Here is a 13,957-nt window from a genome sequence, read left to right as displayed (position 1 = left end):
TTTTAAATCTTTAAATCAACTATATGAATATACTCAGAACAGATTCTGCGAATACAGATTTTCAAAATCTGGTAAAATCCCTGGATGCCACTTTAGCTGAACATAATGGAGAAAATGATGACTTCTTTGCTCAGTTCAATACAATAGATACTATCAAAAACTGTATCGTAGTCTATATAGATGATATTCCTGCCGCTTGCGGAGCATTCAAACCATTTTCAGAAGATACCGTAGAAATAAAAAGAATGTTTACCCATCCGGAATTCAGAAAAAAAGGATTAGGCTCTGCCATTGTAAAAGAACTTGAAAACTGGGCTGCAGAACTGAATTTTAAAAAAGCAGTCCTGGAAACCTCCCGGGATCTCAAAAATGCAATTTCAGTATACGAAAAAAGCGGGTTTAACAGAATACCTAATTATGGGCAATATATTGGAGTTGAGCAGAGTGTGTGTTACGAAAAAGCACTATAATTTAATATTCCTGTAATGCTAAATTTACTTTTTTTAAGTTTTTAATTCCCGCTAAAGTGTTATATTGTGGCTCCAACCAAAATTATAACATATGAAAAAAACTGTATTCCTACTGGCAATATTTTTTGCCCTAAACTCGTGTTCCAGAGAAGAACTGCAGAACGAAAATGTAAAAACCGAAATGTCCCAGAAAGATCCCCTGACTGCAAAACAGATCAACGAAAGGATCAACCAGGCTATAAAAACGGACGGAACTTTCAATTGGAAGAATGAGTCCGATCATTTTGTATGGAGTGCTGTTTTCCGTGGAAATAAAATGGTTTCGATCGGTTTCGGAGCTTCTAAGGATGATTTCGACAGAAGTAAATCTCCAAACAACAGCGACATGGAAAAGGAAATCCTTTCTGTGATCAAAAAATATGAAGGGAAAGAGGAGAGAAATTTCCTTCTTCTTTCAGATCCGTATCTTAACCAGATGGATGTTGTGATTGAAAATGAGGAAACCATTACCGCTCTTCGACACATGAAAAACATCCGATATGTAGAACCTGCAGACTATCATTATTTTGAATTTGAAGCTCAATATAATGTAGCTGCAAAATCTTCAGGAAGCGGTTCGTCAGGATGTGGGTTTTCGTCTTCTACATTAAGTACTGCAGACTATACTTCAACAACGCCAGGTGCAAAAATACCTTGGGCTTTCACCAGACACAGTATTCCTGAGGCCTGGAGCTACAGTACAGGAGCTGGTGTGACCATCGGACTTATTGATACCGGAGTTTCTCCTGAACAGACTTTATTGGGAGGAAGTTTTAATAATGGTGCTTCTTCAGGTAGAACAATCAGTAAGTACGGAGTGTATAATTCTGACGGATCCGGAGATCAGTGCGGGCACGGAACAAAAATGGCTTCCGTAATGGCTGCTCCCAGAAATAATGCAGGATTACCTGTAGGAGTTGCTTATAATGCCAATCTGATTGCCTATAGAGCCGCAGAAAATGTTGTTTTGGAAACTTCCAGTGAGCAAACTGCTGTAAAAACAGCTTTCACTGAATTGGGCAACAATACCACTGTGAAGATCATTTCTATGTCGATGGGACACATCTTCTCCGTTGGAAAGATTGAAGACGGTGTTAAATATGCTTATTCTAAAGGAAAACTGATTTTCTGTGCGGGGGGAACTTCTACCAGCTTCACTACTTTCGTGGGAGTAATTTTCCCTGCATCAATGCCGGAAACACAGGCGATAACCGGTGTAAAAGAGAATACATCCAATCAAAAATGTGATGTATGCCACTCAGGAAGCCAGATCGATTTTACATTCCAGATGGAAAGAGCTTCAGGAAATACTGTTCCGGTTCTGAGCTATTACAACGGCCAGGCAGATTATGTGGGTGGTTCTTCTGTGGCAACAGCAGCAACAGCGGGAATTGCGGCACTCGTTTGGGCTAAAAATCCATCATGGACGAGAGATCAGGTTCTTACTAAAATGAGACAGTCTGCAACCTACTATCCAAATGTTAATTCAAGCTATGGCTATGGAAATATCAATGTTTTAAAAGCTGTACAATAAATAATAACCCTATAAAAAAAAGGAAATATCTCAGCTGAGGTATTTCCTTTTTGTTTTTATATAGAAGGTTTATCCGATCCTTACACTTGTCATGCTCAATGATCCGCCGATAAGCTCATCATTAAATAAATTAAGCTGTTCAGACTGATCTTTTAATCCTAAAGTATACAATAAAGGAAGATAATGATCGGGAGTTGGAACAGCATATTGTAAGAAAGTTCCCTGTTTCTGATAATCGATGATATTCTGAAAATTGCCATCCAGAAGCCAGTTGTTGGTTTTTTCACGGGCTTCCACTGCCCAGTCCCAGCCGGCTCCTACTGTATTGATGTTTTTCCAGTCGATAAGACGAAGATTATGAACAATATTTCCGCTTCCGATAATCAGGATACCCTTTTCACGAAGTTTGTTCAGTCTTTTTGCCAGATTATAATGATACTGAGGAAGTTTGGTATAATCAATACTCAGCTGGATCACCGGAATATCTGCATCAGGATACATATGTTTGATCACAGACCATGCCCCATGATCCAGTCCCCAGCTATGATCTTCCTCTACATCAACAGGGAGAAGAAGTTCCGCTGTTTCCTTTGCCAGCTCAGGACTTCCAGGAGCAGGATACTGTACATCAAAAAGGGCTTTGGGAAAACCGTAAAAATCATGAATGGTTTTCGGCATATCCATAGCCGTTACAAAAGTTCCGTCCGTATACCAGTGGGCAGAAATACAAAGAATTGCATTGGGCTTTGGAATTTCTGAGGCTGCTTTCCGGAAACCCTGTACAAATTGATTCTCTTCAATGGCATTCATTGGTGAACCATGTCCAAGAAATAAAACAGGCATTCTCTGTGTGCTTTTAAAACCGTCGCTTATGTTTTGAAGATCGTTGAGGTTCATAAATATTGAAGATTATAAAAAAATAAAAGGTTCAAGGCTTTTAGAAAAATCCCTGAACCTTTTAAAATATATGTTATTAACTATGCTTGCTTTACAAACTGTAATTCACCAGCTACTTTTACATCATCGCTTACCATTACACCTCCTGCTTCAAGAGCAGCATTCCAGTTTAATCCAAAGTCTTTTCTGCTGATTTTTCCTTCAAAAGAGAAACCTGCTTTTGTATTTCCCCATGGGTCTACGTTGATTCCTCCGAAGTCTACATCAAGCGTTACAGGTTTTGTAATTCCGTTGATGGTAAGATTACCTACAACAGTATTGTTTAATGCCTGAGATTCAAATGTGATCGTAGGGTGAACTTCAGCATTGAAGAACTCCGCCGACTTTAAGTGATTGTCTCTGTCTGTATTGTTGGTGAATACAGAATCCGTCTGAATCGTAGCAGTAGTTTTAGCATTTGCAAAAAACTCATCTTCAGAGTCAATTTCAGCAGTGAAAGTTCTGAAGCTTCCTTTTACGTTAGAGATCATCATGTGTTTTACTTTGAAAGTAATTTCACTATGCGTAGGGTCTAAAATCCATTTTGTTGCCATTGTATTTCGTATTTTTTGTTTGTTATTAATAATGCAAATTTAGGACAGCGTACCTATACAAGTCATTGATATAGGATAAGAAATGAGTTTTTTTGTCAATTGTCAATTTTGCTTCGCAAGTGAATGGTGAATTTCTTTCAACATCCAATTGACAAGCACAGCGGATTGACTATTCACAATTCACCTATCCTAATCCCTTTTAAAAATTCTACTCTTAAGTTAAGGAATATTTCCATTGAATGCATGAACTCCATTTTATGAATGTTTTAATTTAACATTTCTTAACGAATGGTTTTTATTTCTTATTTTTGAAGGATTCAATTTTATACAATGAAATTACATAAATTTTCTTTATTGATGCTGGTTGTAGGCAGTTCGGCATTTGCCCAGACCCAGAAGTTTACCATGGCGGAGGCTGTAAATGGAATGAGGACCAACCTTGCTGTGAAAAATATATCCCAGTTTTCGTGGTCTGCAGACGGGAAATCATACATTCAGGCCGTAAAAGGCGGTTATCTGATTACAGATTTGAAAACCAACAAACAGGATACTCTGATCTCCTTGAGTCAGCTGAACAGAAATCTTTCCAAAGATAAGCTTAAAGCTGTTCCTCCTATTAAATTTACAGGGAATTCCAATGGATATTTTACGACAGAGGGCAAAATATCGTGGATTGAAAAATCCGGAAACGATTGGAAAATAAAAAGCACAGCTGCTATTGATCAGGATGCTGCCAATGTTAAAATGTTTGGTGACGGCCATACTTTTGCCTTCACAGCAAAGAATAATTTATTTGTCAACAGAAACGGAAAGACCATTGCTGTAACCAACGAGACCAATGAAAATATCATTAGCGGACAGGCCGTTCACAGAAATGAATTCGGAATTGATACCGGAATTTTTCCTGCCCCGAATTCTGAGAGTGTAGCTTTCTATAAAATGGATCAGAGCATGGTAGCAGATTACCCGATCATCGATTGGTCTGTAACACCTGCTGTAAACCACAATATCAAATACCCGATGGCTGGTCAGACTTCTCATCAGGTGACATTAGGTGTTTTCAATCTTAAAACCCAATCTACCACTTTCTTAAAGGTGGAGGGAGAAAAAGACCAGTATCTGACAGCGGTTACATGGAGCCCGGATTCAAAATATATCTTTGTAGGGGTTCTGAACAGAGGCCAGAATCATATGAAAATGAATCAGTATGATGCTGTAACAGGAGAATTGGTAAAAACATTATTTGAAGAAACAGACAGCAAATATGTAGAGCCGCAGCACCCGCTTACTTTCTTCCCGAATTCTAATACAGACTTTATCTGGCAGAGCCAGAGAACTGGATACAACCACTTGTTCCACTACAGCCTTGAAAAAGGACTGATATCCCAAATCACAAAAGGGGATTGGCTGGTAACAGATATTTTAGGATTCAATGAAAAGAAAAAGGAAATTTATTTCACCTCAACAAAAGAGACTCCTTTGGAAAGACATTTGTATAAAATTAACTGGACCAACTTTAAAATGCAAAGGCTGGACAGTGCGGAAGGGATGCACATAGGAACGTTAAGCAGCGACGGAAATTATCTGTATGACGCTTACAGTAATGCGAATTCACCGAGAGTTGCCAACATTATCAATACAGCTAATTTAAAAACTACCAATATCCTTACTTCTGAGAATCCATTAAAGAATTATCAGAGACCGGAAATTAAAAATGTAGTGTTAAAGGCAGATGACGGAACTCCTTTGTATGGAAAGATTATCCTCCCAACCAATTTTGACCCGAATAAAAAATATCCGACTATTGTTTATCTGTACAACGGACCACACCTACAGCTGATCACGAACAGCTTTCCGGCTTCAGGAAATCTTTGGTATGAATATATGGCTCAGAACGGATACATCATCTTCACAATGGACGGAAGAGGTTCTTCTAACCGTGGAATGAAGTTTGAGCAGGCGGTATTCAGAAATCTGGGAACGACAGAAATGAACGACCAGATGAAAGGAGTAGACTACTTAAAATCTCTTCCTTATGTAGACGGAGATAAAATGGGAATTCACGGATGGAGCTTCGGAGGATTTATGACAACAAGTTTCATGCTTCGTAAGCCGGATGTATTCAAAGTAGGAGTAGCAGGAGGACCTGTAATCGACTGGAGCATGTACGAGATCATGTACGGAGAAAGATATATGGATACTCCGCAGGAAAATCCACAAGGTTATGCGGCTGCAAATCTATTGGATAAAGTTCAGAACCTGAAAGGAAAATTACTGATGATTCACGGTGCACAGGATGATGTAGTCGTATGGCAGCATTCTATTAAATTTATCAAATCTGCTGTTGATAACGGAGTTCAGCTGGATTACTTTACTTATCCGGGACATCCGCATAATGTAATCGGAAAAGACAGAGTTCACCTGATGCAGAAAATCACGGATTATTTTGATCAGAATCTTAAGAAATAAAAAAAACCAGCCAAAGGCTGGTTTTTCGTTATTAATTCTCTTAGATTTTCTTATATGTCAGTGACATTTTGTTTCCATTGTTAACAAATGAGATGGTTCTTTTATTCTGATCAAAATAATCCACTTTTAAACGAGTTGTATTTTTTCCAACGGTTATGTTAAGAATCTGTTCATTATTGTCCTTCGTTAGTTCCCATTTACCTTTGTTGGTACTTTTTCCAACTGTAGATTCAAAACCAAAATCTTGACTGAACGTCTGAAATATCTGGTCACTGCCAAAAACGGATTTTATATCTTGCGGCTGGTTATTAATTACAGTTTCTACAAGTTGCCATTTTCCTACTAATTCTTTTGCTGTTTGAGCTTTAAATATGCCTGCTAAAGAAAGGCATACCATTACAATGTACTTTTTCATTATTTGATTTTTTTAATTACATGACAAATGTACAAATAAATCCCATGTGTTTTATTTTTAAATTACTGATAATTAATAATTTACATTATTGAAATTGATTAGCATGAATTAATTTTAAATGTTTTAAAAAAGATGAAATTATTTTTTTAAAAACATTATATTTTGTTGATTAATTATATTGTTGTCCAGAGTTTCTTTTACCTCACCTTATAGAATCTCATGGATGGATCTTAACAAACATCAATGTTTTTGGTTTTCCATAGTGGTAACTTTGTATCACTAAAATCAACAATATGGAATTAGGAATAGGAATGTTCGGAGATCTGGCTTTAGACCAGTCAACCGGGAAATATAGAGATGCAGGAATTAAGATCCGTGAAATACTGGATCAGGTAAAATTGATGGATGAGGTAGGAATTGATGTTTTTGCTATGGGAGAACATCACCGTCCGGATTATGCTGTTTCCTCTCCGGAGATTGTTTTGGCAGCAGCAGCAAGCATTACAAAAAATATAAAACTGGCCAGTGGCGTTACTGTTTTGAGTTCTTCGGAGCCGGTAAAAGTGTATGAGGATTTTTCAACATTGGATCTTATTTCAGACGGAAGAGCAGAGATATTTGTGGGACGTGGAAGTTTCATCGAGTCATTTCCTTTGTATGGCTATTCACTGAATGATTATGAGCAGTTATTTGATGAAAAATTAGAATTATTATTGAAAATCAATTCTGAGGAAAACGTTAGCTGGTCAGGAAAACTTCGTGCACCGATGCAGAATCAAACGGTATACCCAAGAGCAAAAAATGACGGAAAACTTTCCATCTGGAGAGCCGTTGGAGGAACTCCGCAGTCTGTTTTGAGTGCAGCGCAGCTTGGAATGCCTTTAGTGGTAGCTATTATTGGAGGAATGCCTGTCCAATTCAGAAATCTGATCGAGTTTTATAAACAGGAGTACCAAAAAGCGGGACATGATGTTTCAAAGATGCAGATCGCAATCCATTCCCATACTTTTGTAAGTGATGATCAAAAAGTAGTAGATGGTTATTTCCATAATTATAAATCTCAGATGGACAGAATTGGAGCTTCCAGAGGTTGGGCGCCTTACACAAAAGCACAGTATGATGGCGGAAGAAGTAAAGACGGTGCATTATTTATCGGAAGTCCGGCCGAAGTAGCAGATAAGATTGCTTATATGAAAGAGATTTTCGGAATTACAAGATTTATCGGACACATGGATGTAGGAGATCCTGCTCATGATGTGATGATGAAATCTATAGAATTGTTTGGTAATGAAGTGAAGCCTGTTATAAAAGGACTGTAACAGGGAAGTTTAAGAGGGGCAAAAGCCACAAGAGATCCGTTCTTTTGTGGCTTTTGTCGTTTTAAATATAGTATTAAACAATCTCGATCAGACTTCCTCTTTCTTCGTCTTTAATAATGTTGAGCGCTGTAGGAATTTTCTCTTTCAGTTCTTCCACGTGCGAAATAATTCCCACAATCCTGTTTTCTTTCATCAGATTGGTGAGCGTTTCAAAAACGATATTCACAGATTCCGTATCCTGAGTTCCGAAACCTTCATCAATAAAGAAGAAATTTTTATCGGCCTGCGCATTGGCCTGAACACTTTCTGCAAGAGCCAGAGCCAGACTTAAAGATACCTGAAATGCCTGTCCTCCGGAAAGTGTTTTTACACTTCTGCTTTTTCCTTCGTTGAGGTAATCGATGATTTCAAAATCGTTATTTTCATTCAGCTGAAGACTCAATTGGTTTCTTGTCATCCGGTGAAAACGCACATTGGCATGATCACAAAGCTGTCTCAGATAAATAGATGAAACATATTGTACAAAGCCTGCTCCTTTAAAGAGGTTCATCATGATTTTTAAATTTTCGGAACGTTTCTGAAGCTTTGCAAGTTCTTTCAGAAGTTCCTCTTTTTTTACAAATTCCTTTTCCAGTCGGTCTATTTCAGCCGTTTTTGTGACTACAGAATCACTAATCAGCTTTTGTTCGGTTTGTGCTTCGGTGAACTGCTGTTCAGCGATAGAAAACTGTTCGTTATTGAATAAAAGACCTTTCAGCTTTAACTCCAGCTCTCCGATGAATTTCTTTAAAGCTTCGAATTCAATCCTGAAATTCTGAACTCTGGCTCTCACCAGCTGAACATTAATCTCCTGAAGTAAAATATGCTCAACGTCTTTAAATTCTGTGAAATTTTGATCAGCCAATGCTTTAACAATAGCTTCTTCATTCCCTGAAATTTCCTTCTCCAGCTCTGTAATCTGTTTTTCAGATTGGCTTACAATAGCCTTTTGCTCTGCCAGTTTTGGAGAAAGAATTTTTTCCTGTTCTACAGTTTTCAGGTAATTTTCTTCAATCTCTTTATTAGAATAAGCAAGCTTTTGATATGATTCTTCAATTTCTTTTATTTCCTTTTGAGCATACAGATCCCATTCGAGAATTTTAAGACCGGAACGGCTGATATTGATTTGCTCCTGTTTCGAAACTTCTTCCAGACGGAAAGCTTCCAGAGCGCTCTTATACTTTTCCAGCGTTTTGGATTCCCTGTCAATATTTTCCCTTTCAACGGCTATATTCCGTTCCGTTTCTTCAATCTTTTTCTCCAGCGTAAACGAATCTGAACGTTTTTTCTCAAACTCTTCTTCCTGATCAGGAGAAAATGTTTTCCACGTAAAATTCAGAATATGATTTTCAATATCTTTTTGAATCTGAAGAACTATTTTTTGTTCTGAAAGAAGCTGTTCCTCAAAGATCTTTTTACGGTCCAGAATCTTGTCAATTTCAGCCTCCTGCTTTTGAAGTCCTGTTCCTTCCTGTTCAAGCGATGCTATTTTCTCCTGAATTTCCTGCAGTTCAGCATTCACATCATGAAATTCCACAATATGCGGATGTTCTTTAGAACCACAGAGCGGGCAGTTTTCACCGTCATGAAGTTCACTGGCAAAACGGGAAAGTTCTTTTTGTATTTTGAGATGATCCAGTCTTTGGGAAAGTTCTTTTTTCCCGGTTTCTAAGGCTTCCTTCCTGATTCTGAAATCTTCTTTATAATTTTCTGTATAAGCAAAAGGTTTTAATTCTTTTGTAATTTCTCCGATTTGCTTTTGATGTTTCTCAATCTTTTCGGTTTGTTCCTGAAGTGATTTTTTAAAATTCTTTTGCTGAATAAACCAGTTGCCCACTTCAGAAAGCAGGGCAGAATCAATTTTTTGTTCTTTTAAGGTTTTAATCTGTACGGAAAGCTCATCAATGGTCTTTTGAATTTTTTCTTTATGAAGATCTACTTCTTTTACTTTTTCAGAACCTTTCCGGGTTCTTTCGTTCAGGATCTTGATTTCTTCAGAAAATTTCAGGATCTGAATGATAAGGTTCAAATCATTTTCCTGAATTCTGGATTGCTCTAAGGCTTTAAACTGTGGTTCAAGAGCCATGAGCTGTTCCTTTACAGTATTAAAAGCCCTTTCGGTTTCCTGCCAGTCTTTGATTTGCTGCTCCTTTTCGTTTCGTTTTGAAGCAATTTCTTTTGAGAGTTTATTTTTCTCAATAATCAAAGGGTTGAAAATTCTGAAAATCCTGTCGTATAATTCTGCCTGTATTTCCAGAGCATCCATCTGAGGCTTTTCTTCTGAGAGTTTACTGAATTTTTCTTTGTTTTGCTGTAAACTGTCAAAGTCACTTTTTAAGTTTTTTAACTGTTGATAGGCTTTGGAAACCTTTTCCAGTTTTTCATTGGATTCTGAGAGCTTTTTCTGTTCCTCTGCAAGCTGCTCTTTTTGAATCCGGATTTTCTCTTCATTGATTTCTTCGAAACCTTTTAACTGTCCTTCCAGCTGATCCAGTTCAGATCTGTTTTTTACATTGAGTGCAGAAACATTGTTCTGAAGGTCGAATTTCTGAAGGTTAAAAATTTCCTTCATCATGTTCGTTCTTTCTGCAGCGCCCAATTCAAGGAATTCTTTGAACTGTCCCTGCGGAATAATGATGGTCCTTTTGAAGTTGGAATAGCTTAACCCAATAATAGCTTCTGCATTCGAGTGATCCAAAGGAATCCATTTCCCATTGATGTTCTCATAAAAAGTAACGGCATTAGGTTTTACCTCTTCAAATTTCTTTGAATTTCGCTTAAAATCACGGGAAGCACGGAAAAGTTTATTCTCATAATTGATAAAATCAAATTCAATATAAGAACTGTTTGATTTTAAATTCATCATGTTATAAGCCCTTTTATCGCGCATATTCAGACGTTCCGTTTCACCATATAAAGCAAACGAAATGGCCTCAAGAACTGATGATTTTCCGGAACCTACAGCCCCGAAAATCCCAAACAGCCCCGCCTCAGTGAGATTTCTGAAATCAATGGTCTGGCGTTCCCGGTACGAGTAAAGTCCTTCGATAGTTAATTGAACAGGGATCATGGCTTATGCATTTAAAATTTCGTTAAACAAATTCATCAGTTCTTCATTGGCTTCCTGCCCGCCGTTTTTGGATTTAAAATAATCCTTGAATAAAATATCAATATCCTGACTTAAATTGATCTCCTGGTTTTGATTTTCTGCCAATTCCAGATTTTTTATTTTGGGGATAAGGTGTACAATTCCGTTGTGAGACTGGTAGATTAATCTTCTTTCGTCTGCCGTTAAAAAAGTCTCACTTTCCAGTGTAAGTTCAATAAATGTATTGGGATTTTCACCCAGCCACTGAACAGCATCATCAATGGCGGTAAATGTTTTTCGGACTAAAGCTCTCCCGCTCTTCAAGAGTTTCTTCTCGTAGGAAACTGTTTTTCCAGGTTCTGCGTCAATAATAGAAACATACTTCGTTTGTCCGGCTTCACTGAAACTGTAGCACAGAGGAGAGGATGAATAAATCACAGGCTTTTCCTTCGTTCCGATATTCTGAAAACCATGAAGGTGGCCCAATGCCGTATATTGAATCTGCTCAGGAATACTGTCCGAAAAAATCAGATCTGCATTTCCTATCTTAATTGGTTTTTCTCCTTCCGGTTCCTCGAGAATTGCCGCACCTCTTTTATTCATGTATAAATGAGCTGTCAGAAGGTTCACTCCGGAATCATCACAAAACTGATCAGCAAGGTTTTTCCAGGTCTGGGAAAGCACTTTGTTGATTTCTTCCTCTTTATTTTCTCCAAAGTATTCCTTTAACCGGACCTCATTAGCAAAAGGAGTATGAAGAATTCTTACAGGAAAATCTATTCTATCAATTTTCAGCTCGATAAAACCTTCTTTCGAGTTGGTAATGTTGAAATATTCTGTACCGAAAGGCACAATCTCCGCTTTGGGATGGCCGATTAAAATAATTCCGCATTCTTTTGCCAAAGGATCAGGAGCATTGATTAAGCTGGGAGAATCATGATTACCGGAAATAGCAATTACAGGACGTTTTCCGTTCAGGGATAAACGTTTTAATGTTTTATAAAAAAGTTCAGCAGCCTCAACACCTGGATTAAAATTATCGAAAAGATCACCGGCAATGAGAACTAAATCAACATTTTGCTCATCGGCCATCTTAACAATTTCATTCATAACCAAAACCTGTTCTTCAAGTCTTGAAAAACGGTCGAGGCGCTTACCCAAATGCCAGTCGGCAGTGTGGAGGATTTTCATAATGTAAATTTGAGAATTAAAAAGAATATATGCAGCGTAATTTTCAAGTTGTTTCGCAGAGAATTATTTTGATGTTATTACAATGTAAAGATAGAGAATACTTCATTTTAAAAATTAAGGTTTCCCTTACTTCGGATCAAGACAATTATAGCTTATTGTCAGCTTCTCTTGCTTTGAAATCTTCCCGGATTTGTTTTAACCTTGCTTTTCTTTCAGCTTCTGCATTTTGTATTTTACGTTTTTTCTGATCAATTTTCTTTTTATTTTTCTTCCTGTTCGCTTCGTTGTTTTTGCTCATGTTTTTTTATGGGTAAGAAATAGCTTCTTCAAAAATAAGAAACAAAAAGGGAAGAAGAGGTGTAGATTTCCATATAAACTTATAATCAATTAATTTTGCAAAAAAAAGATGGAACAGTCCAAAGATCCTCTACACGGAAAAAGACTTGATGCTATCCTGGAAGAACTGGTAGAATATTATCAAGGTTTTGAAAGGTTGGGCGAGCAGATCAATATTAAATGTTTTACAGATAACCCCAGCATAAGTTCTTCCCTTAAATTTCTGCGGAAAACACCGTGGGCTAGAACAAAAGTCGAGAGCCTGTATCTCTTTATGCTAAGACAAAAAAAGAGAGACGAAAAGTAGAAAAAAATAAAGGCTGTAAAAAGAAGATCTCCATTTCTTTATGCCTTTCATAGCTTCCTTCTTCCAACCTCCAGCCTCCAGGCTCACTGAATCATTTCAAAAAGAGTATATTTGTATGATTAATCGTGAAAGAAAATCACGAAAAAAAGAAAAAATATGACAATCGAAAACAATCACGTTGTAGCTGTAAAGTATATACTTCATACGATCGAACCAGATGGAAGTAAGATTCTTGTAGAAGAAACAACAACAGAAAATCCACTTACATTTTTGTATGGTGTGGGAATGATGATTCCAAAATTTGAACAAAATATCTTAGGTTTAAAAGCTGGAGATAAAGCGGCTTTTGTAATTCAGCCTGAAGAAGCTTACGGTGAAAGACAGCCGGATGCTATTGCACAGTTACCAGTGGAAATGTTTAAAGAATCAGGACTTCCGCCTGTAGGAGCTATTTTACCTTTATCAGATAATCAGGGGAATAACTTCCAGGCTTTTGTAGTAGAAATTACTCCGGAAGTTGTAGTAGCAGACCTTAACCACCCGATGGCTGGAAAAGTATTAGATTTCGACGTGGAAGTTTTAAGCACTCGCCCTGCAACAGAAGAAGAGTTGGCGCATGGTCATGCTCACGGAATTGACGGAAACGAAGCTCACTAAAAATATAAATGCCCGATTTTTTCGGACATGTTTCAGATAAGAAAATGAGCCACAGATAATCCTGGGGCTCATTTTTATTGATAAGATTATAATAGGTATTGGTTGCTTGGCATTCCCCTCCATCGGAGTGGTGGCGAAAATTCAAAGAATTTTTAACGGGGTGGTTCTATACGCAAAGCATCACTACATTATATTTTCTCAATCCGTTTCCTCATCCAAAAACTCCCCGGAAACATAATACCAGCGTTCGTGCATCTTCTGAAAAACAGAAAACTCATGATGAACTTGCGGATGCCCGTCCTGATCGGTATAATAAGCCTTAAATTCTACATGGTTTAAAGCCGGAGTTCTGATGATTTCCAGTTTCGTCCATTGGTTGATCTCTCCCCATTCCTGCAGATCTTTTTTATTGTGGTATTTTCTTTTTCCCGGAAGAGTAGTTTCCATCAGGTATTCACCATTCGGAATGGCAAAAGCAGAAAATCTTGAGCGCATCAGAGCTTCAGCGGTAGGAGCATGTTTTTCTCCGGTATGATAAGGCTTGCAGCATTCTCCGTATGATTTTCCTGAACAGCATGGACAGTTCATATATTGTATTTTAAA

Annotated in this window: 13 protein-coding genes; 6 read left to right on the top strand and 7 right to left on the bottom strand. The window is 37.6% G+C overall.

Going from position 1 to position 13,957, the window contains the following annotated elements; all coding sequences use genetic code 11:
• Positions 1-23 precede the first annotated feature (23 nt).
• A complete protein-coding gene (locus LIV57_RS09560; RefSeq protein WP_227942410.1) occupies positions 24-470 on the top strand; it encodes a GNAT family N-acetyltransferase in 447 nt (148 codons plus the stop codon).
• 91 nt (positions 471-561) lie between these two features.
• Entirely contained in the window at positions 562-2,043 is a 1,482-nt protein-coding gene (locus LIV57_RS09555; protein ID WP_227942409.1) for a S8 family peptidase, read from the top strand.
• A gap of 69 nt (positions 2,044-2,112) precedes the next feature.
• Here LIV57_RS09555 and ygiD read toward each other — a convergent pair whose 3' ends face one another.
• Together ygiD and LIV57_RS09545 are read right to left on the bottom strand one after the other, a co-directional pair.
• On the bottom strand, positions 2,113-2,940 hold the full coding sequence (gene ygiD, locus LIV57_RS09550; protein ID WP_227942408.1) for a 4,5-DOPA dioxygenase extradiol: 828 nt from the start codon (positions 2,938-2,940) through the stop codon (positions 2,113-2,115).
• 80 nt (positions 2,941-3,020) lie between these two features.
• A complete protein-coding gene (locus LIV57_RS09545) occupies positions 3,021-3,533 on the bottom strand; it encodes a YceI family protein (RefSeq protein ID WP_002983653.1) in 513 nt (170 codons plus the stop codon).
• A 330-nt stretch (positions 3,534-3,863) separates the two neighbouring features.
• Between LIV57_RS09545 and LIV57_RS09540 the strand changes: the two genes are divergently transcribed.
• Complete coding sequence (locus LIV57_RS09540; RefSeq protein WP_227942407.1) at positions 3,864-6,002, top strand: S9 family peptidase; 2,139 nt, start codon at positions 3,864-3,866, stop codon at positions 6,000-6,002.
• Between the two features lie 40 nt (positions 6,003-6,042).
• Here LIV57_RS09540 and LIV57_RS09535 read toward each other — a convergent pair whose 3' ends face one another.
• Positions 6,043-6,417, bottom strand: coding sequence for a hypothetical protein (locus LIV57_RS09535; protein WP_227942406.1), 375 nt, complete (start codon positions 6,415-6,417; stop codon positions 6,043-6,045).
• A 293-nt stretch (positions 6,418-6,710) separates the two neighbouring features.
• On the opposite strand from LIV57_RS09535, the gene LIV57_RS09530 reads away from it, so the two are divergent.
• The gene (locus LIV57_RS09530; RefSeq protein WP_227942405.1) at positions 6,711-7,736 is read left to right on the top strand and encodes an LLM class flavin-dependent oxidoreductase; all 1,026 of its coding nucleotides are present in this window, start codon (positions 6,711-6,713) and stop codon (positions 7,734-7,736) included.
• Positions 7,737-7,809: 73 nt separating this feature from the next.
• On the opposite strand, the gene LIV57_RS09525 is transcribed toward LIV57_RS09530, so the two are convergent.
• From LIV57_RS09525 to LIV57_RS09515, 3 genes are all read right to left on the bottom strand, one after another.
• Positions 7,810-10,845, bottom strand: a complete 3,036-nt coding sequence (locus LIV57_RS09525; RefSeq protein WP_227942404.1) for an AAA family ATPase — start codon at positions 10,843-10,845, stop codon at positions 7,810-7,812.
• Between the two features lie 3 nt (positions 10,846-10,848).
• The gene (locus tag LIV57_RS09520) at positions 10,849-12,054 is read right to left on the bottom strand and encodes an exonuclease SbcCD subunit D (protein WP_227942403.1); all 1,206 of its coding nucleotides are present in this window, start codon (positions 12,052-12,054) and stop codon (positions 10,849-10,851) included.
• 145 nt (positions 12,055-12,199) lie between these two features.
• The gene (locus tag LIV57_RS09515; protein WP_171006328.1) at positions 12,200-12,352 is read right to left on the bottom strand and encodes a hypothetical protein; all 153 of its coding nucleotides are present in this window, start codon (positions 12,350-12,352) and stop codon (positions 12,200-12,202) included.
• A gap of 108 nt (positions 12,353-12,460) precedes the next feature.
• Between LIV57_RS09515 and LIV57_RS09510 the strand changes: the two genes are divergently transcribed.
• Complete coding sequence (locus LIV57_RS09510) at positions 12,461-12,697, top strand: VF530 family DNA-binding protein (RefSeq protein WP_227942402.1); 237 nt, start codon at positions 12,461-12,463, stop codon at positions 12,695-12,697.
• Between the two features lie 156 nt (positions 12,698-12,853).
• Positions 12,854-13,354 carry a peptidylprolyl isomerase gene (locus tag LIV57_RS09505; protein ID WP_062675624.1) on the top strand — a complete coding sequence of 167 codons (501 nt, stop codon included), beginning with the start codon at positions 12,854-12,856 and terminating at the stop codon, positions 13,352-13,354.
• 198 nt (positions 13,355-13,552) lie between these two features.
• Here LIV57_RS09505 and LIV57_RS09500 read toward each other — a convergent pair whose 3' ends face one another.
• Positions 13,553-13,942, bottom strand: a complete 390-nt coding sequence (locus LIV57_RS09500) for a YchJ family protein (protein ID WP_227942401.1) — start codon at positions 13,940-13,942, stop codon at positions 13,553-13,555.
• Between the last annotated feature and the right edge of the window lie 15 nt (positions 13,943-13,957).

It is taken from the genome of Chryseobacterium sp. X308, from assembly GCF_020733145.1.
GTDB lineage: Bacteria > Bacteroidota > Bacteroidia > Flavobacteriales > Weeksellaceae > Chryseobacterium > Chryseobacterium cupriresistens.
Note: the sequence above shows the minus strand (reverse complement) of the source record. Positions and strands in the feature narration are given on the sequence as shown.